Origin of the sequence: Bacillus cereus group sp. N24 (assembly GCF_016483345.1) — a bacterium.
GTDB classification, from domain to species: Bacteria; Bacillota; Bacilli; order Bacillales; family Bacillaceae_G; genus Bacillus_A; species Bacillus_A toyonensis.
In genome coordinates, this window is the sequence record NZ_JAEHCA010000025.1 from 40,707 (window position 1) to 60,354 (window position 19,648).

A 19,648-nucleotide genomic window follows, 5' to 3' on the forward strand; every position below is an offset into this window, starting at 1 on the left:
TATATCTCCATATTTTCTTGAAAATTATCTTCTATAATAATCTTGAAAAAGAAAAAGGAGGGATTTTCTATGAAAGGATTTGTATTAACAGCAGTTGCAGTCTCCGTAATATCTTTAATTGCTGCATGTTCTGCGACCACAAATACAACAAATGATCATAAAAATATGAATGATAAAAAAACAACACAGACTGAAACGGCTACAAAGCCATTGAAAGTTGTAAAAGGGCCAGAAGTTACTTTAGTAGCGAAAGAAGAAAAACAAAAGCTAAGTAGCGGTGTTATTGTTCCAGTCTGGACATTTAATGGTTCATCCCCGGGTCCGGAAATTAGGGTGAAAAAAGGTGAAAAGGTTAAAGTGACATTAAAAAATGAATTACCTGCACCAGTATCTATTCATTGGCATGGGTATCCTGTCCCAAATAACATGGATGGAATTCCAGGCGTGACACAAGATGCGGTTGAATCAGGAAAAAGTTTCACCTATGAATTTGAAGCGAACGTACCAGGAACGTATTGGTATCATTCACATCAAGATTCTGTAAATCAACTAGATAGAGGCTTATATGGTGCTCTTATTGTAGAGGATACAAATGAAAAGTATGATAAAGATTACACGTTAATGTTAGATGAATGGATAACAGATAAAGAAGAAATTAATAAGCAGTTAAAAGAAATGACAAAAGCGCAAAAAGGTAATAAATCTAAGGATAATGAAAATGCAAAAAAGAATGATGATATGAAAGGCATGGATCATTCAGGTATGAACATGGGGAGTGATAAAAAAGACTCTGGTAATATGGCAGGAATGGACCATGGAAATATGAAGATGGAAGGTCATGATATGGGTATGTATAACTTATTCACAATCAATGGTAAAAGCGGTGATTTAGTAGAGCCGTTAAAAGTGAAAAAGGGTGATAAAGTTCGTCTTCGACTCGTTAATGCTGGTTATCTATCACATGATATACACGTTCACGGTCATGATATAAAAGTAGTTGCGACAGATGGTCAACCAATAAACGATCCAAAAGCTATAAAGGATAAAGTAATTTCAATCGCACCGGGTGAACGTTATGATGTTGAATTTACTGCTAACAATCCTGGGAAATGGTATGTTGAAGACCATTCAGCAAATAAAGGTGCAAAAGGAATGAAAACCATTATTGAATATGAAGGTAGTAAAGAGATGAAAGACAGAGCAAATGAAAAAGAAAAACTACCGAAATTAGATATGACGAAATATGGTGAGAAAAAATTAGGTAATTTCACACTAGAGCAGCAGTATACTGCCACATATAATATGGACTTGAATACGAAAATGAATGGAAATGAAATGGTTTATACAATTAACGGAAAAGTATTTCCAGATATTGATCCAATTCTAGTGAAAAAGGGTGACTTAGTAAAAGTGAAATTAGTAAATCGCTCTAAAAGAGACGATCACCCGATGCATTTGCACGGTCATTTCTTCCAAGTATTAAGTAAAGATGGAAAACCGATTGAAGGTTCTCCAATTGTTAAAGACACATTAAATCTGAAACTAGGAGAAGAATATGAAGTAGCCTTTGTAGCAGACAATCCGGGTGAGTGGATGTTCCACTGTCACGATCTACACCATGCTTCAGCAGGGATGGTAACGGAAGTAAAATATACAGATTACACATCTGATTATGTTTCAAACCCTAATATTCCTAATAAGCCGGAATAATGTGAAATTCATGTAGTTTATCATAATGTAAAGCAGTTATCTTAGTAGATTGCTGCTTTTATATGTCATGTTGTGAATTGGGAATATTATTTTTATAAAAGTTTAGACAATAAGAGAGAGCTATCCTGTAGGAAGAGTTTACAAGGTGAAAATGTTTTTTGGTTATTTAGAGATTAAAAAACATAATTATTTATGATTAGATTAGAAATGGATAAATGTAATGTATTGTAGTTACAAAAGGCTAAATACTTATATTTGACCTTTCTTTTATTTTATACTACAATTCGTAGTGTGAAAGGAGAGCAGGTATATTTAAGCAAAAGTATAAGTTAAATGAAGAAGGCCTAAATTATGATTTTTTTATTTTTGTAGTATTAATTATAGGTGATTATTAGTAGCTATTTTTTTTGGAAATTAAAACTACATTGTGTAGTGTTAGATTGAAGCAATGAGAGAATTTTCAAAGTGTAATGGATTTAAGTTTCTTTTATTACTAGGTATAGATGGTGGATAATAAAAGGATACTTTTCCTGAATAGTTAGAATGAAAAGAAATGGAAGTTAACATAAAAACATAATGATACTTGAATATGTTTGTAGGAAGGTGTTTTATACTTATGAAAAAAATTTTAGCTAGTGTAGCAGTAGCTTCTGTTACAGGAAGTGTATTTATTAGTACTGCTCAAGCGAAAAATACTGTTATACAAAAAGACACGAAGCATGAGCAAACTATTGATGTAGTAAAATATGAAAATCAAGTAACAGTAAATACGAATGTTCTACGTGTCCGCACACAGCCAAATACGTCTAGTGCAATTATGGGACGCGTGTATGAAGGGGAAGTTTTACAAGTTATTGGAGAAGAAAACAGTTGGTTGAAAGTCAATCATAACGGAAAAATTGGCTACGTGAGTAGTGAATTTATTTCGAAAAATGGCGTACTAGCAAAGACGAATATAGGTAAGAGTCGTAGTAAAATTGTAACTGCTAATGTATTACGTGTTCGCACACAGCCAAATACATCTAGTGCAATAATGGGGCGCGTGTATGAAGGGAAAGTTTTACAAGTTATTGGAGAAGAAAACGGCTGGTTGAAAATTAACCATAATGGAAAAGTGGGTTATGTAAGCAGTCAATTTGTGAAAGACAGTGGCTCAAATGGAAGCGACAATAACAATGGGAAATTTCAAGTAGCGAGTGGGGATTACAAAGTTAACGTATCCTCCCTCCGCGTTCGTACAGGTCCAAGTACTTCCCATACGATTTTAGGCTCTATGTATAAAGGACAAGTAGTTCGAGTGACTGGTGAAGTACAAAATTGGTTCAAAATTAACTATAAAGGACAAGACGCCTATATTAGTAAAGATTACATTTCAAAGAGTGGCTCTAATACAAATGAACAACAAAATAATGTTACGGTTCAGGCTGACGGTATATACATTGTAGACGCTACATCTTTACGTGTGCGTACAGGTCCTGCTACTTACCATAGTGTAATTGGTGGTGTATTAAACGGACGAACATTGCAAGTAACTGGCGTTGAAAATGGCTGGTTGAAAATTAATCATAATGGAAGAACTGGTTATGTAAGCAGTGAATATGTAAAATTTGTTAAAAGAGGTACACCACCAAAACCTGAAACAAGTAATCCATCTACTGGAGCAACAGTTGATGACTACTATGTTAACGTAAGCGTGTTAAATATAAGAAGCGGTGCTGGTACAAATCATGGTGTAATCGGTGCTTTATCAAAAGGAATAAAAGTACAAGTTCTATTTGAACAAAATGGATGGAAAAAAATTAATTACAACGGTAAAAACGGTTATGTATCAAGTAAATTCCTATCAAAAACAAGTAAGACTGATGCAGAGGAGCAGCGACAATCCCAAGAGATAAATACAACAAATGAATTTATTCAACCAGCTGTAGGAAGATATACTTCTGGATTTGAGAAACGTGATGGGCAAATGCATCACGGATTAGATATTGCTGCTTCAGGAATAGTGCCGGTTGTTGCCGCCGCAGAAGGTGTAGTCACTCGCTCTTATTATTCTACAAGCTATGGTAATGTTGTGTTTATTTCTCACAATATTAACGGACAAACATATACGACTGTATATGCTCATTTAAAGAGTCGTTCTGTTTCTGCTGGTCAAAAAGTGAAGCGAGGACAACAACTTGGCATAATGGGGAATACAGGACAATCTGAAGGACAGCACTTACATTTTGAAATCCATAAAGGTGAATGGAATGCACAGAAGAGCAATGCTATGGATCCAAAAACATATATTGGTTAAGTTAAAATTTATTATTTCAAGATGGAATGGTATACCTTCTCAAGCAAAGAGAATTGAATATCTATGAAATTAATGTGTTATCAATTATATAGATATAGAAATTTTGGACTAGCGATTCAAAGTGTTTTTAATCTTCATCTGTTAAGAAATAAAATTAATGAAATCGATCCCCTCTAATATAATGAAATATTAGAGGGAATCGATTATAGCTGCTAATGTTTATGTTGTTCTTCTGTGGAAGAGGTTGGCGGGACATGCTCTGGGAACGTTATGAATACAGTCAGGATAATTACTACGCCAATGGAGAGTAATAATAGAAACCGACGATGGATATAAGTAGTAAAGGTTTCTGATAAAAGCTGAATTATACATGACATAGTTATCGTTATAGAAAGTAAAAGGCTAATGAATAGTATACTATGAGCTTGTTGCGCATTTAGCATTTCTGTAATCATTGCTCCCATCATACTTGCCATTAATCCAGAGAACATTCCTTCTAAGGCAGTATATAGGTGAAAACGTAGACCGACTAAAAGACCGATACAACCACTAATCAAAATAGCAAGCAAAGTAGAATATAGTAATTCCCCTTTAAAGAGAATACCTAAATAAAAACCTATACTTAAACCGATACTCATACTATAAGACATAATAAATACCATATACTCCATTAGGGTACCCTTACGTTTAGAAATATATGATGTAATAATAATTGAGATACAACAAAGTGTTAAGGCAGTTAACGTATAAGCAAACATCATGATACCTCCCTGTCCTATCATTCACTTCATCATATGTTCGAATGGAGAGTACTTATGCTAATATATATCTGCAAATTATCTGCACAATTTAAAAAGGTAAGTTCAATATAATTCTCAAAAAATGATGGTTATCTTAGTAGATGATGCTTCATAAGGAATTGTTGTATTTAAAATTTTATAGAATATACTGAAGAAACTGTTTTAGTGTGATAACTGCAAGGATCATCAGTGGAATCTAAAAAATCTCTATGTAAAGCTACTGATTCAATGATTCATGTAAAACTGATATTACTTGTTCTGCCGATTATACTTTCAAAAAGCAACCATCAACAGATAGCCAACTCATTACATTTGAAGCTGTACGAAAATAATATGATCGCACATTTATGAAATGGGATGTTTGTAAAAGAACTGAGCGTTATTTTTCGCTCAGTTCTTTTGTTTATATAAAAAAGATTTTTAACTAAACCTGCTAAGAATTTGTGAAGAATTACACTTAAACTAACGAGGTGCGTTAGTTTAATAAGAATTAAGTGATATTATGAGTGAGGTGAGATTTTGGTTATTCACTTAAAGGAGCGCTTTAACGGAATAACGAAAAGAACCTAATTCCTCAATATAAATGTTGATAAATGGGGCTTTTTAATATGGGGATTTCTTTAACGTTGTAAATGCGCATTTTGCTGACGCTACCCCATGCCCATCAAGCTAACGGTGAGAAACCCTAGCTACATCTTGATTTTTGTACTGTGACTAGTGCGTTTCGGAAAAATAAACATGCCAAATAAACCTATGAAAATGTGATTTTTCCGCTAGGCAACTTGTCTTTTATTCACCGTCGTTTCATAGACAACACCAAGAATATCGAAGACGGTCATTTTTTTGTAACGATGACATTTACGACCATTCTTTTTAAGCGATTGATAGAGGCGATGTAGAATCGCCGAGAGTTCATCTGTGTCAACTGCTATTGCTTGGAACAGTAACGGAAAGTAATCCTTAATCATATAAATTGCTTTGTATTCGCTTAGTTCTTGCTTCTGCTTTTCAAGTAGAAACTGCCGCATTTGAAACATCGTAGAGGAACAGATGAGAATGCCAATGAGTTGACCATACAAATGGCATTCAAGACGTTCTTTTTTGATGTCCTTACACTCATCAATTTCAAAAAACGACTTCCATGTTTTAAACAAAATCTCTATTTGCCAACGCAGTGAATACAAGGAATGCACATAGTTAGTCGGTACTTCTTCTGGCGATGTGTTCGTAATATATACATTCATGCTCATCAAACGCTTACTTTTATCCTTCATGATAATACCCTTTTTCTTCTCACGTATTGCTTGATTTTTCAAACGCGTTTTTGTTTGATCGTCGGTTAAACGATGGATTATGGCACGTGTTGGTAGCTTCTGATTTTGGCCAATATATGCCTCGGGGATTTCCATTGTTTCACCAGGGGGTAGACCAGACATCATTTGTGTCATATCAAGTTGGATGTATTCTGTTTGCTTTTTTAACGTACCATTGTTGAAGTATTTTGGCTCAGGGTTCTTGATATAAATTCGTGTATTCAGCTTCAACCTCGAGATATAGTAAGCCTTTTTATCGTGAATCGCTTGTAGATCACTTAAATCGAAGTAACCGAGATCACGCAAACATAGGTCTCCTTTCTCAATGGTTTCAAGACAAATGGTACCGTATGTTTTATCATTGTTCTTTCCTGGCCCAAGCTGTACGTTTAAAAACTGACCACTGAGTAAATCATATTCAAGTTGAATCTTAACCCCCGCAGTATTACTACTTCCACCTGATCCTTGATAGTCAGTGGCGAAGGTATCTGGTAACTGAAACATCGTCGCATCTAAAATACGAATACGATTGAAAATAGACATCATGTGTGCAGAAAACGATTGATTGGAACAGAGCTTTTGTGTGAGAAGAGAAGTAAAGACTTCTCTTAGAAATGCGACAGCTGCTGGATTAAAGCGTTGATTCAATCCTTCCGGGCTCATTAGTACCCCAGTGGAAGCTTCTAACCGACTGCACAATTGTGTAAGTGATGTGCTAGCGATTTCCTGACTGAGCCATACGCAAAGGGCAATAAGTTCGTTTGCTTGATATTTACTAGATCGCTTTACAAAGCCAACTTGTCTGGCGATGTCTTGTAGGACTACTGGAGATAGAAAGCGTTGTAATTCTTGTGAGAATAGATGTAATTCTTCAGAAAGCGAGAGGTCCATAAAAAATACGCCATCCTTTCCTATGATTCTAGAGAAAGAATAGCGTATTTTTTCATTTTAAGGGACATGAAGAAATAAATAAAACACTTGTTTTATAACGTTTGTAATATAAAGATGATTTAAATGACATTATTTATTTAAGATAGCTAAGCAAGTATGCTCGGGTGTCTTAAATAAAATATTTCAAGATTTTTCGGAATTTTATGTTAAAGTATTTATATAGTTTATGTCTTATTCAACTAAGCATGCATTAGTTGAATAAAAAATTTAAGGAGATTAGTGGAATGGTTGATATTCAATTATTTAAAAAGTTATGTGTTGAGTCACAACTTGGTGAAATGGCCGGGGTTCCAGTATCAATATCAGGTGGTCTTTTACATAAGATGTATGCTATTGAAACACATAAAGGAAAATATGCCATAAAAATCTTAAATCCTCAAATTATGATAAGACCCGATGCAATGATGAATTATATTAATTCAGAGAGAATTGCTAATTTAGTATCGGAAAAAGTACCTACTGTTCCAGCTAAAATAATTAATGGTGATGTTATTAAAACAATAGATAACCAATTCTATATTGTTTTCGATTGGATAGAGGGTAAAACATTAAAACCAAATACAATTAATTGTAGTCATAGTGAAAAAATAGGTTCTATACTCGCTGATATCCATAGGACAGATTTTTCTGAGCTTCACATAAAAGAAGATTTAGGGAACAATGAACAATCCATAGAATGGAAATATTACATTCAAAGAGGACAAAAAAGTAATACTGAATGGGTTGAATTACTGCTTGAAATTGTTGATAAACTTTATGAGTGGAGTGAGTTAGCAAACAAAGCAAATAGATTACTTTCAGCAAATTTAGTTATTAGTCATAGGGATTTGGATCCCAAAAATGTTTTATGGAATAAAGATAATCCCGTTTTAATAGATTGGGAGTCGGCTGGTTATGTCAATCCAATGCACGATTTAATTGAAACTGCATTATACTGGTCTGAAGATGAAGAAGGAAACGTAGATAAAGAAAGATTTTTTGCTTTTATAAATGGATATAAAAAGAGATACGGAGAAACTCAGGCAAATTGGTCTACTGTATTAGAAAGTGGATTTTTAGGAAAATTAGGTTGGCTTGAATATAATTTAAAGCGTTCCTTGTGGATTGAGTGTGCAGATGAAGAAGAACAAAAGATGGGTACAACACAAGTAATAGGAACGATAAAGGAAATTAAGGATTATGCAGAGACAATTTCAAAGTTAGTTGATTGGCTTAATAATGAAGAATAAACATTAAAAAGTATGCAAAAACCGCTCAGAATAAAATCTGAGCGGTTTTTTTATGCTATTTATATTGTTATTTTGTCAACAATTAGATTGCTAATACTACTGTTATTTAGCATTAAAATTGAACTTTTCTCTCCCAAAACTGAACTCGTTAATTGAAAGTCATGCACTTTTTTTTTATTGAACTTTTAACCATTTTTCATATACAGAGATATAGAATTTTCGTTTTGGGGGTATTTCAAAATCTTAGCTTGATGGGCATGTGACGCTACCCCTACTTGACGAAACAAATGATAGGAAATTCATGATGATATATACATATTCATTATTGAAATTAGTAATAATAAAATGTATTATTGAAAAGCACTATTTATAATTCAAGTAATCAAGGCTATGTATCCATAATAATTTGAACATTCAGAAATTATAATATTATCTAAAAATGAGGTGAGGTTAATAGAAACAGTACATATTAAGTGGTATGGATTGTATAGTTTAAATGATTTTTATAATAGAGAAGAAGCTTTTAAGAAGGGAATATTTGCAATCTCTAGAGTATATGCTAAGAATGAAACATTAATCTATATAGGAAAAACCAAAAGAAGCTTTATACAAAAGATAAGGGAACTTAATAAGGATTGGATTTTTGATGAAAGCGAATTAAAGATTACATTAGGAATAATAGAGTTTCCTAGTGGTGAAAGTTACTCTGAGAGAAAGGTAAAAGAGATAAAATCCCTTTTGATTTTACGACATACCCCAGTAGAAAACAACACATCTTTATTGTACCATAGAGGGCAGTTTAATTTGAAAATTATAAATAAGGGAAGAAGGGGCTTAATTGTTAAAAAGATTTCTACAGGAGATCTAATGTGGACGTAATTGGAATCACCTTTGAATAAAATTGAAGGTTTCTTACGAACAGATGCTTATCAATTTTTAATGTATTAAAATATTTTTGAATAACATATGTCAGATGCTTGAAAAAACACAAATTTTATTATGATATGAAATCTTGTATGGGAATTGTAATTCATTTCCATCGTTTAATAAAAATATTAAGAATTATAAGAAATGCATAAAGATTAGAAGAGAAAATAAACTCGGAGGTTTAAAAAATGGGACAAGTAAGCAGGTTTCAAGAAAAACAACAAAATCGTCGTAAAAAGGTGATTTTTAATATTGCATTTACTTTGGTATTAGTGACAGTTGGTGTAGTGACATACCAGTTGTTTTCCCCTTCTGATACATCAAAGAAAGCAATTGCTCAAGAAAAGAAAGCAACAAAGATAGAAGAGAAGAAACGTAAAGAGAAAGAAGCAACGCAGTTAGAAGAGAAGAAACGTGAAGAGAAAGAAGCAGCGCAGTTAGAAGAGAAGGAACGTGAGGAGAGAGAAGCGGCACTGTTAGAAGAGAAGAAACGTGAAGAGAGAGAAGCAGCACTGTTAGAAGAGAAGAAAAATGAAGAGAAAGAAGCAGCACTGTTAGAAGAGAAACAAAAAGCAGAAAAATCGGTATCTCAAGAAAAGGGTTCTCAAACTAATCCTTCTTGGAAGCCAATTGGTACAAAGCAAGGAACAAAACCTGAAATGAAATTTAAAGAAGGAACAGTAGATTGGAGTGAGATGAAAGAAGCAATTTCTTATGCTGTTGATGTTCCAGAGAGCCAATTGATTTTCGATTTTATTGGGAATAATGGTAATAATAAAGCTTACGGTAATATACGAGATAAACAAAGTAATAAAAAATATAAGGTTGATATTGATTGGGTAGAGAATCAGGGTTGGAAGCCAGTATCTGTCCAAGTGGTAAAATAGATAATAGAATTTTAATTAGGTGTTTAAAAGTTTACTTTTGTAAAAGTTCAAAAAAGAGTCCTTATCAATCAGGACTCTTTTTGGTATGTTGACAGCATTAATCACGTTGGCAAATCAAGATTTTATTTAAAACGTGGAAATCATTCTTTCACATTCATCATTGTAAAAAGATAAAACGAGAACGATTGGAATGCCATTTGTATGGGCAACTGATTGCCATTCTACTCTGTTATTCTACCATGTTTCAAATACGGCAATTACTTCTTATAAAAAAGAAACGAGAACTGATTGAGTATAAGGCCCTATATATGATTAAAGATTACTTTCTTCTTCTTTTCCGAGCTATACAGAAAGACACCCAAGAGCTATCAAAGCTTCTACTTCGTTTGTTCAATCTCCTCCATCAAAACGGGCGAAAATCTCACCGATACAAGAAGAAAACAGTCTTTGATATCTTAGACGTCGTATATGACTTTACTATGTCTCACAATCATGTAACACAATCAAAAAAATTGAAACCGAATAGGGTTTATTTCGTATGCAGATCTTTAAAGAACTTACACTGGACCTTTGGAAAAGAGAAAAATTCTATGTAAAATTAAACTTATATAAGCTTAACTTGATGGTGATGTGGCGGTACCCATACTAGTATTCTTGCATTTAAATTATTTTTAATATATTATATTTATATGTTAATATAAATATAATATACAAAAAGGATTCAAATCTATTAATAAGATGTAAGTCCTTTTCAAAGATAAAAAGATTTTACCAAAGCGTAATATAACTTATGCCTGTCTTTTTAATATGTATCTAGTAAAAAGACATTTTTTATCAATACAATTGTGTTTTCAATAGAAATGGAAACTTTTAAATAGAAGTTTGTTTACTTTCAATGATAGGAGTTAATGTTTTTAGAACATAGAGAAAAAAGGCGCCATACAGAGTAATCTGACAAACCTGAGAGGTATTGTATGTAGTTTGCTCATCTCATACAAAACAAAAGAGCCTTACCTCTCTAGGCAAGACTCTACTAGTTTAGTTGTATAATATTTACATAGTAACTAAGAAACAGAAAACATATAGGACTAAGTAGCAGAACCCTAACATTCCTCCTACAGCTAATACCTGTTTAACCCAACCCTTAAATTTTAGATTACTGTCAATCTCTTGCACTCTTTCCATATTTCCTCCTATTAAGGAGAACCCTTAAAGACTCTCACCTCGTTATGGTACCATTAAAGAATGACTAATAGAGGTCTAATTTTGTCTAAACGTATAAATATGCAATATTGCATACAGAAATGTATTGTTATAATTGTAAGCGCTTACTATAATGAGAGTATAAAGATTAACCACATCTTAATATGAAAAAAGAGGAGAGAATAATATGGAAATCGCAATGGCAGTTTTAAAATTTATAGGTGGAGCAATCCCATTAGTTCAAGAACTTCTAAAAGCATTTATGTAAATTCACTATTTAGCAATTATTTATAAAAATTATCATACAAATGATCTGTATATCAAAAATGAATTGATTTACAGATTATTTGTGTGAGTAAGGTCCCTTTAACCTTATTAAGGGACTTTTTTAAATTTCTAAATACTTAAGGTTACGTCACATCAATATCAAGTTAAAAGTGCTCTTTATTTATTATAAATATGAAAGTTAATTTTTGAATATTCGTTCACTTTCATTTCAACACATAGATGTTCGTAATTACTTACATTCTATTATCGCTAACAATATGATTCTCAAAAAATCCTAAATATTAAAAGCTGTTTGAAAGACATAGATCATCAAGTCAATATTGCAAAAAGCAAACGTCCCGAATGTAAAGAACCTCTTATTATAACAGGTACTCAGTATACAGAAGTGACAACAAAATGGTTAATAAATCTGAATTCCGTATAATTAACATAACATTTGACCTGAATTTCCCCCTAATGCGCTGTTTAAAAATTTCACGTACCATATGTTTAATATGTTTATATAGATAAATAAATGTCAAATCTTGCTTTAATCGCTAATATTGACTAAGATAACTCTTATAACAAAGAGGCTATGTATTATGCGTTTCATAAGCGGAAAGACAAAGAGTTGCATCGTCATCTTTTGGCTAGTTGGTCTAATTTATCCTACATTAACTGCTCGTAAAATCTCGATTGAATCAACTAACAATTAGTGAGGAGAGTAATATTTACTAATGAAAGTGTCATTTTATAATATTGAGTATTTATTTTAGTTTTGCAACGCCCTCATTGTTAATGTTTGATAGATAAATAGGTCAAGAGAAGGGGAATATTAGATTTATGAAACAGAATATAAAAGTTATAGCTATGGCAGTTGGTCTCACAGTGATGGGATCAACAGTAGCTACTTACACAAGTGCCGATACAGGTTGGAAACAAACTGGATCAGTATGGAATTACTATAATGTAAACGGTGTGAAGCAAACAGGTTGGCAGCAGGTAAACGGAGCGTGGTATTACTTCAACGGAAGCGGAGTGATGCAAACAGGTTGGCAGCAGGTAAACGGAGCGTGGTATTACTTTAACGGAAGCGGAGCGATGCAAACAGGTTGGCAACAGGTAAACGGAGCATGGTATTACTTTAACGGAAGCGGAGCGATGCAAACAGGTTGGCAACAGGTAAACGGAGCATGGTATTACTTCAACGGAAGCGGAGCGATGCAAACAAATTGGCAGCAGGTAAACGGAGTATGGTATTACTTCAACGGAAGCGGAGCGATGCAAACAAATTGGCAGCAGGTAAATGGAGCATGGTACTACTTCAATGGAAGTGGAGCGATGCAAACAGGCTGGATCCAAGATAATGGTAAACAGTACTACCTTGAAAGTAATGGTGTTTGGAATACAAATACTACATCTGTAAATAATAATTCACGACCTGATGGGAAACTATTAGACGCATTTCAAAATGAAATAAAAACTCATATTAATAATCAAAAAGAAAATATAACGATGACATACAAATCCCAAAACTCTAATATTAATGAGGTTCTAAACGCACTTGTTAAAGAATATGACAAGGCAGTCGAATCTAACGAATATTTGAATCATAATATTTCGCATACGCAATATTCCGTTCGTGGTATTCCAGGAAATTACACGTTTACAGTAAAGATTACATATCGTGAATCCAAAGGACAAACGGACTATGTAAAGGCGCAAGCAAAATCAATTATCAATTCCATTATCAAAGCTGGTATGGATGAACACGAAAAAGTAAAAGTAATCCATGATTATGTCGTAAAGCATGTTTCTTATGATACTTCTTTCCAAGCTTATACAGCATATGAAGCTTTAGCAAACCGCTCTGCTGTTTGTCAAGGGTATGCATTATTAACGTATCAATTGTTAAAAGAGGCTGGAATAGAAACTCATATTGTAACAGGAACTGGAAATGGACAACCACATGCTTGGAATCAAGTGAAAATTGAAGGGAAATGGTACCATCTTGATACAACTTTTGATGATCCAATTCCAGATGTGCAAGGACGAGTAACTTATTCATATTATAATCTGTCTGATGAACAAATCGCTAGAAATCATCAGTGGGATCGTAATAAATTTGCGCCGGCAACAACAAACTATGCTAATGAATTAGCAAAAAAAATCCAGTCGGGTAGCTCAAAATCATTGGAATATCAGGAAATATCAAAAGTCATTAAACATTAAAATTTATGTTTTGATGTAACTGTTTTAAAACAATTAATTAGGCATACAGAGATTATGAACCTACAGAGGTAAGTAATATCCGTATGAAAAAGTACATGTATTCACGTTGAGGGTGTTGCAAAACCAAAATGAATATTCTTATAATCAATAAAACTAGTTAAACATAAAATATATAGTGATTTAGTTTTTGTGATAGCAGTGGTTGTTGGAGCTGCAATTTAATTTGTCAAAATGGGATTAGGTTAAAAAAATGAAATAACCTTAGTAGAACAGTTCAATTGATTTGAACTGTTCTACTTGTGTTTGTAAGGTAAACGTCAAGTAACTCCAAAATATACAATAAAAGTGGATTTTGGAGTTGTTTTTTGTGTGCTTCACTTGTTTCCATAATGGTTACTTCAGCTGGTTTGATGTACATCCGAGGGGTTTATTAATAAAGGGGGGCTAGATCATAGGGGATGGGCATTGGAAGGTCCAGAGCTATTATGGCCAATTTGGGGATTAGCTCTGTTTGACGCTACAAATACTTATTATTATCGGAGGCGTGGTATGTGCAAATATTGCAAACGGATATAAAGTGAACATTTATTAAGTGTGGAAGTGTATTGCCAATGAATAGCAGGATAAATAATTTGTTACAGGAAAACAAAGTTCTTTTATAAATTAATTTTGACGGAATCGATACTTTTTTCCTTTTATCGGCTTGTGAAGTAGTATGGAAATTAGAATTTATAATATAAAAGTCAGGCTAAAGTAATTGCAATAAACAATTTGAATAGTAATCTTAAGTAAATAAAAAAGGGAGAAGAGCTCACAAATGTTCTTCTCTCTTTTAAAATCTAATTAGGGTTTCCATAACTGGAGATATGGATGGTGTAAATTAGTGGATATTGCCAAAGTAGTACTTCAAGTTAAGAGTATAAAAAGAAGTTCCTTTTTTCTGAAAATGTATATTAATGCAAAATTAATTATTAATATCAGGAAATGAGTTTATGTTTCATTAATGGATTCCTTGTCATCTACATTTATTATTTATTGTAACAGCTTTCATTTCCAAAATTAGATGTTTTAACAAAGGACAATATAAGTATCATTATAATGATTTTCCAATATAATCAATGTTTTAATGAAAGAAACTCTGTGTTATTTTTGCTTTTCTAGTAACTAATACAGCTTCAAATAAAGGACACAATTGCTACATGCTAAGTGTAATCTATTACTCATTCAAGATTCTGTTTATTCAATCTTTCTAAAAATAAAAAAATATTGAGCTCATAAATATACAAGCTATAATGAGGGCGTCGAGAGAGAATTTATTACCTTTAGGGAAAGTATCAAACCTAGTTTTTTGCAAAAATCCTAATGGCATTGCAAGTAACCTTTTAAAATTGGACATACTGACATGATTACTCTAAGAAAGGTATGTGATTAAAAGGAAGTGTATTTGATATGAGAATGAAAACGCATTCAATGAGGTCTTGTTTTGAATCAGTCATTTTAATAACTTAGATTCAACTGCAATTAAAAATAACAAATTATGGGGGTGTTTATATGAATATGAATGTAGCATCTATTAAAGAAAAAAAGATTGTTAAATACAAAAGTTGTTTTGATGTGATTGGGCCAATAATGATAGGTCCTTCAAGTTCACATACTGCAGGTGCCTTGGCTATTGGAACAGTTGCCAATAAATTATTTCAAGGTCTTCCAAAAAAAGTTGTGGTAAAGTATTATGAATCATTTGCTGAAACCCATAAAGGTCACGGAACTGATTTTGCAATTATTGCTGGGATATTGGGATTTGCTGCCGATGACAGCAAAGTGCCAGATGCTATTAAAATAGCAGAATCTAAAGGAATTGACATTACCTTTATTGAAAAAGCGGGTGATAGTCCTGCTGGTCATCCAAATACGGCAGATGTACATTTAGAGGATGAAAGTCGAAGTATTAGAACGATGGGTATTTCGGTCGGTGGTGGATTGATTGAAGTCAAACATGTTGAAATTGACGGATTTAGCTTAGATTTGCAGGGGCCATTGCCAGTTATTATTGCGATTTCTGAAAGAGCTGACTTTGAATTTGTCTTACGAAGGATCTTTAAACAATATGATGTGGAAATTAACAACTTTCATAGTTTGGAAGATAACACGAAATATTTATATGCATTCGCTTTGGATTCTCTATTGCCTGGTAATGCGCAGAAGGAATTGGAAAATTTAAGTAATATAGCTAACCTTATTATTCTTTAGTTCCATTAAGGAGTGAAAAAAATGTATATGACCATAAAAGAAATTGTGGATGCAGCTAATAGAAGCCAAAAGCCAATTTATGAATTAGCAATGGAACAGGAAATCAAACAAACTAAAACTTCTTATGAAGAAGTTTGGAGTAAAATGGAACGAAATTTAGCGACTATGGAAAATGCCATAAATAAAAGTATCGAGGGCGACGGGGTATTTTCTCCAACCGGTTTAACCGGAGGTGATGCTGTTAAGATTAAAAATTATCGAGAAAATAGGAAAACTCTTTCTGGCGATTTGATGGTGTTAGGGATTCAAAGTGCTATCGGTGTTAATGAAGTAAATGCTGCATTAGGGGCTATTTGTGCAACTCCAACAGCAGGTGCGAGTGGGACAATCCCGGGAGTCTTATTTAGTATTAAAGATACGTTGCAGTTAAGTCATGAAGATATGATTCATTTTCTATTCACTTCAGCGTTATTTGGAACGATAGTCGCAAACAACGCTTGTATTTCAGGAGCGTACGGAGGATGTCAAGCTGAAGTGGGCAGTGCCTCAGCAATGGCGGCTGCAGCAGCGGTAGAAGCTGCCGGAGGAACACCACAACAATCTTCTGAAGCTTTCTCAACCGCATTACAAAATTTACTTGGTTTAGTGTGTGATCCGGTCGCTGGTTTGGTAGAAATTCCTTGTGTAAAGAGAAACGCCATTGGAACGGCAAATGCTTTAGCGGCAGCGGATATCGCATTAGCCAGCGTAAAAAATCTCATCAGTGCTGATGAAGTTATTGAAGCGATGTATAGAGTTGGAAGACAAATGCCTCGCGAGTTAAGAGAGACAGGTTTAGGCGGAATTGCCGCTACACCTACAGGGATTTCCATTAAAAATAAAATCTTTGGAGAGAAACAATTAGATCAATGAACAGTTATCGGATACATTGTGAAAATTTTAACAAATTTATTCTCTATTGTTCGCCTAAGGATGTCTGTATATTGGGGGAATTACCACTAAAATATACTACTATATAATTGAAATATTTTGTAAGTGGTAACAAACCCATCAGGTTGATGACTAGTGGAATTTTTGATTTTGGTCAAATGAGAAGAAGGATAAACGATGTGGCGCACTTTTTAAGCAATTCATTTTTCAAGAACGATCTATATTCCTAAGTCTAAAAAGAGACGTAAGAATAGGACACAAGGAGGAAGTATTATATGAATGGGAATACTGCAAAAAACATAGAATTTCAAGCTGATAATACTGCAGTAAAAAATGATAAATATCCAGATCCTAAAAAATGGAATAAGCAGGATACTACCTGGGCATTGAGCCTTTTTGGAACAGCAATTGGAGCAGGAGTACTCTTTTTACCTATTAATGCAGGTTCAGGTGGTTTATTATCATTACTACTAATTACCATACTAGCATACCCTGTAATGTATTACTCACATAGGGCGCTTGCTAAAATGATTTACGCTTCTAATTCTGCTGATGAGGGGATAACAGGGACAATAAGAGAGTATTTCGGAAATAAGGCAAGTATTATTTTTAACATAGTATATTTTGTTTCAATTTATACGATCGTGCTGATGTATTCGGTTGCACTTACAAATACTGCAAGTAGTTTTATCGTGCATCAATTGCATATGCCAGAACCTCCAAGGGCCATTTTATCGCTTGTATTAGTACTTGGTCTTATCGCTATACTAAATTTTGGTCAAGATATCACTGTGAAAATAATGAGCATGCTAGTATATCCTTTCATAGCTTCTTTACTTTTTATCGCATTATCTTTGATTCCACAGTGGAATACGTCAATGCTTAGTTTTTCAAATGTTTCTACTGCTTCAACAGGAACAGGATATTTTGGAACGATATTGATGATTCTACCAATCATCGTATTCTCGTTTAATCATTCTCCAATGATTTCATCATTTGTTATGAAACAAAGAGCTACCTATGGAATAGAAGCTACTAATGCCAAGTGTGCTCAAATACAAAAAGTCTGTTATATTATGACATTCTCTGTTGTTATGTTCTTTGTTTGGAGCAGTACCTTAAGTTTGACTCCAAATGATCTCATGATGGCAAAAGAACAGAACTTATCAATCTTGTCATATCTTGCTAATGAGCTTAATTCGCCTGTAATTACTATTGCAGCTCCTATCATTGCTTTTACGGCCATAACAAAGTCTTTCCTTGGACACTATATAGGAGCATATGAAGTAATGCGTGACATGATTATCAAGTCCAGTCAAACACGTGGGAAAGATATAGGAGAAAAAACAGTTAAGACAATTATCCTTACTTTTGTCGTATTAACATGTTGGTATGTTGCTTATGCAAATCCAAGTATTCTTGGACTTATTGATGCTCTTAGCGGTCCGTTAGTAGCTGCTATCTTATGTCTATTACCGATGTATGCGATCTATAAAGTACCGGTACTAGCTAAATACAAAGGGAAAGCGAGCAATGTATTTGTCATTATTATAGGTATCCTTACTGTACTAGCAAGTATTAAATCATTATTCTAATCCACTATTTTGGGTTCTCATGTGAAAATCGTGAGATATGAAAAAAGAAAGATTGCTAGCGGAATCGAATTTTATATTGTGAAATCAAATAGATTATGGTTTTGGACAAATTTCTCACCTTGGAGAGTTTGTCCTTTTTTGATCATATGCTTAACTTCTATTCCAGCAATTACTTTTTTAGCTGCTTACACTGATTATAATTCAAGCATATTAGACTGTTGTTCCATACCTATCAAGCTAATATTTTAAAGTATCCCAAAATGAAAAATTCATATCACTACAACAGTTATTTATGAGAATTTAGTGTGTTTTTTGTGTTTTGGGGAACAATCAATTTTTTTAATAGAGGAAACTCATTCAAAATGGAAGAATGGAGAAATAACTGCTGTTATATTTATGGAAATGTTAGAACTAAAGAAAAACACCTTTTATAAAATTATGAAGGAATATGAAGAAGTAAATTAGGGCTTTTCCTATAAAGCGTACCTTCAACACTTTAACGCAACTCTAGCAAACCATCCGAATTTAAAATCTGTACGTATTTTGATTGGTAAAGGAGAAACATCAGAACGTTTTAATTTAACTGGATTTGATAAAGACGATAAAGAAAAAGAATTAGAATTCAATACTCAAAAAAACTTCGTAAAGAAGCATTCTACGCGTCTACTACTCTGATAAAAAAGGTGAAAAAGATGTATCAGGTTGGGAAGAAGTGAAGAAGGACGAGCTTCCTGCGAAAGTGAAAGAAAAACTAGTTGCGAAATAATAAAAAGGGTTTGGCCTTAAAGGTCAAATCCTTTTCTGTTTTCAAAATCTTTTTCTGAAATGACTATGAATCCATATCTTTTAAATAGAGCTGTTGTTACGCCGTAACCAGTTTGTTTATTTCCACCAATTACATAAGTCTTATCGTTTTTTGCACCAAAACAGATACCCATACATTTATCTGCCTCTTTGGTAAGGCATCGAATAATCTTTACTTATACTATCGCGATTTCTGATGACTTACATGTAGAGGTATCACTCAATATAACAAAAATGTAATGTTAATGAAATGT

At 33.3% G+C, this 19,648-nt stretch carries 12 protein-coding genes and 7 pseudogenes; 15 read left to right on the forward strand and 4 right to left on the reverse strand.

From position 1 onward, the window contains the following. Positions 1-69 precede the first annotated feature (69 nt). Both JDS95_RS24890 and JDS95_RS24895 read left to right on the forward strand, forming a co-directional pair. On the forward strand, positions 70-1,710 hold the full coding sequence (locus tag JDS95_RS24890; protein WP_199690851.1) for a multicopper oxidase family protein: 1,641 nt from the start codon (positions 70-72) through the stop codon (positions 1,708-1,710). Positions 1,711-2,326: 616 nt separating this feature from the next. Continuing rightward, positions 2,327-4,006 (forward strand): SH3 domain-containing protein, encoded by a 1,680-nt coding sequence (locus JDS95_RS24895; RefSeq protein WP_085449929.1) that lies wholly within the window; start codon positions 2,327-2,329, stop codon positions 4,004-4,006. Between the two features lie 212 nt (positions 4,007-4,218). Here the strand turns inward: JDS95_RS24895 and JDS95_RS24900 are convergent, their stop codons facing one another. Next, positions 4,219-4,764, reverse strand: a complete 546-nt coding sequence (locus tag JDS95_RS24900; protein WP_085449928.1) for a hypothetical protein — start codon at positions 4,762-4,764, stop codon at positions 4,219-4,221. Positions 4,765-5,579: 815 nt separating this feature from the next. Further along, positions 5,580-7,010 (reverse strand): IS4 family transposase, encoded by a 1,431-nt coding sequence (locus JDS95_RS24905; protein WP_199690852.1) that lies wholly within the window; start codon positions 7,008-7,010, stop codon positions 5,580-5,582. 284 nt (positions 7,011-7,294) lie between these two features. Here JDS95_RS24905 and JDS95_RS24910 point away from each other — a divergent pair, with 284 nt between their 5' ends. The 11 genes and pseudogenes from JDS95_RS24910 (at position 7,295) to JDS95_RS24945 (ending at position 18,590) form a co-directional block, all read left to right on the forward strand. Then, a complete protein-coding gene (locus JDS95_RS24910; RefSeq protein ID WP_199690853.1) occupies positions 7,295-8,299 on the forward strand; it encodes a phosphotransferase in 1,005 nt (334 codons plus the stop codon). Between the two features lie 444 nt (positions 8,300-8,743). Continuing rightward, complete coding sequence (locus tag JDS95_RS24915) at positions 8,744-9,178, forward strand: hypothetical protein (protein ID WP_002038451.1); 435 nt, start codon at positions 8,744-8,746, stop codon at positions 9,176-9,178. Between the two features lie 236 nt (positions 9,179-9,414). Beyond that, positions 9,415-10,113 (forward strand): YrrS family protein, encoded by a 699-nt coding sequence (locus JDS95_RS24920; RefSeq protein ID WP_000532009.1) that lies wholly within the window; start codon positions 9,415-9,417, stop codon positions 10,111-10,113. Between the two features lie 104 nt (positions 10,114-10,217). Further along, positions 10,218-10,604: pseudogene (locus JDS95_RS24925) on the forward strand (IS4 family transposase); the annotation flags it as partial. Between the two features lie 793 nt (positions 10,605-11,397). Further along, a pseudogene (locus tag JDS95_RS31250) lies at positions 11,398-11,584 on the forward strand (hypothetical protein). A gap of 214 nt (positions 11,585-11,798) precedes the next feature. Then, positions 11,799-12,016: pseudogene (locus JDS95_RS32200) on the forward strand (ABC transporter substrate-binding protein); the annotation flags it as partial. A gap of 410 nt (positions 12,017-12,426) precedes the next feature. Next, positions 12,427-13,815: a transglutaminase domain-containing protein gene (locus JDS95_RS24930; RefSeq protein WP_199690854.1), complete on the forward strand. Its 1,389-nt coding sequence runs from the start codon at positions 12,427-12,429 to the stop codon at positions 13,813-13,815. A 371-nt stretch (positions 13,816-14,186) separates the two neighbouring features. Beyond that, a pseudogene (locus tag JDS95_RS31900) lies at positions 14,187-14,391 on the forward strand (hypothetical protein); the annotation flags it as partial. Positions 14,392-15,366: 975 nt separating this feature from the next. Then, entirely contained in the window at positions 15,367-16,065 is a 699-nt protein-coding gene (sdaAB, locus tag JDS95_RS24935) for an L-serine ammonia-lyase, iron-sulfur-dependent subunit beta (protein ID WP_001056998.1), read from the forward strand. A gap of 21 nt (positions 16,066-16,086) precedes the next feature. Then, on the forward strand, positions 16,087-16,977 hold the full coding sequence (gene sdaAA, locus JDS95_RS24940; protein ID WP_000282014.1) for an L-serine ammonia-lyase, iron-sulfur-dependent, subunit alpha: 891 nt from the start codon (positions 16,087-16,089) through the stop codon (positions 16,975-16,977). Positions 16,978-17,270: 293 nt separating this feature from the next. Then, positions 17,271-18,590 carry an aromatic amino acid transport family protein gene (locus JDS95_RS24945; RefSeq protein WP_001014200.1) on the forward strand — a complete coding sequence of 440 codons (1,320 nt, stop codon included), beginning with the start codon at positions 17,271-17,273 and terminating at the stop codon, positions 18,588-18,590. Positions 18,591-18,661: 71 nt separating this feature from the next. Here JDS95_RS24945 and JDS95_RS32205 read toward each other — a convergent pair. Beyond that, a pseudogene (locus JDS95_RS32205) lies at positions 18,662-18,772 on the reverse strand (IS6 family transposase); the annotation flags it as partial. A 142-nt stretch (positions 18,773-18,914) separates the two neighbouring features. Here JDS95_RS32205 and JDS95_RS31255 point away from each other — a divergent pair. Next, positions 18,915-19,055: pseudogene (locus JDS95_RS31255) on the forward strand (integrase); the annotation flags it as partial. Positions 19,056-19,145: 90 nt separating this feature from the next. Further along, positions 19,146-19,356, forward strand: a pseudogene (locus JDS95_RS24950) (DUF1093 domain-containing protein); the annotation flags it as partial. 16 nt (positions 19,357-19,372) lie between these two features. On the opposite strand, the gene JDS95_RS24955 reads toward JDS95_RS24950, so the two are convergent. Further along, the gene (locus JDS95_RS24955) at positions 19,373-19,528 is read right to left on the reverse strand and encodes a hypothetical protein (protein ID WP_000510450.1); all 156 of its coding nucleotides are present in this window, start codon (positions 19,526-19,528) and stop codon (positions 19,373-19,375) included. Positions 19,529-19,648: the final 120 nt, after the last annotated feature.